General features: G+C 34.1%; 2 protein-coding genes. Both read left to right on the top strand.

Annotated features, from left to right (window positions below):
• On the top strand, nt 1-403 hold a 403-nt coding region (locus B2U95_RS13680; protein ID WP_349675765.1), incomplete at its 5' end, for an alpha/beta hydrolase.
• A gap of 159 nt (nt 404-562) precedes the next feature.
• Nucleotides 563-1119, top strand: a 557-nt coding sequence (locus tag B2U95_RS13685; RefSeq protein ID WP_296317130.1) for an alpha/beta hydrolase, incomplete at its 3' end; no start/stop codon positions are given.

The following is a 1119-nucleotide window of genomic DNA, read 5'->3' on the forward strand; positions in this document are numbered from 1 at the left end:
TATTGTAATTGGACATTCTTTAGGAGGAGCTTTGGCTGCAAAATTAGCCTCTGCGAATAATCCAAAACACCTAGTGCTAACAGCCCCATTTTGTGGTGGCAAAGAGTACAACACACGACCTAAAAAAGAGGGTGAAGAGTCATTGATATCCGAAGTTTTCAAGTTATTACCCATGAAACTCCTTCTAAAATACACATTGAAGACAAATGAATTTCTTCCAAATTGTAAGATGCCAGTATTAATATTTCATGGTAATACTGATAAAGGGATTGGTAGTTCAATAAAACTAAAAGAGGATTTTAAACCAGAAGATAGACTCGTAATTCTTGAAGGGCAAGGCCATTCAGGAATTAGTGACAATCCTATTTACCAAAAAGAAATGAAAAAACTCTTGGAAAAATAAAAACGAACGCACAACACCGTATAAAATTAATTGCTGGTTTTAGCCTATTTACGAAAGTCTAAACGGACTTTCTTGGTTCGGATTTATTTACTAGATTAGTGCTTAATACAAGTAACTATCCTTACACATAACCATTACCAATCATATAAAACCGACAGAATGAGTAATAGTATAATTGTAGCATTGATTTTTCTATTTGGGTTCAATCAGGTAAAGTCACAAAATGTTGAACAAATCGTAATCGGTACAAAACATATACTACATTCCAATATCTTGAATGAAGAAAGAGAATATTGGATTAACCTACCTGAATCGTACAACAACGATGAAGAATCGTACAAAAAGTATCCTGTTCTTATTGTACTTGATGGAAATACTCATTTTAAGTCTATAACTGGTATAGTAAGCTATATGAGTGGAAATGGGGAAATTCCAGAAATGATTGTTGTAGCAATACAAAATGTAGATAGAAGACGAGACTACACACCAGACAAAACAATTACGGTAAGAGAGAATAATTCAGGAGGAGGTGATAAATTTCTAAGCTTTCTGGAAGATGAGCTTATACCTGAACTGAATCGGGAATATAGAACAGAACCTTATCGAATCCTTTTTGGACATTCCTTGGGTGGATTACTTGCGACTCACGCTTATATGAAAGAAAAAACTCTTTTTAATTCATTCATTAGCGTTGACCCAAGTTTTGGAACATGGGA

It is taken from the genome of Winogradskyella sp. UBA3174 (assembly GCF_002364335.1).
GTDB lineage: Bacteria > Bacteroidota > Bacteroidia > Flavobacteriales > Flavobacteriaceae > Winogradskyella.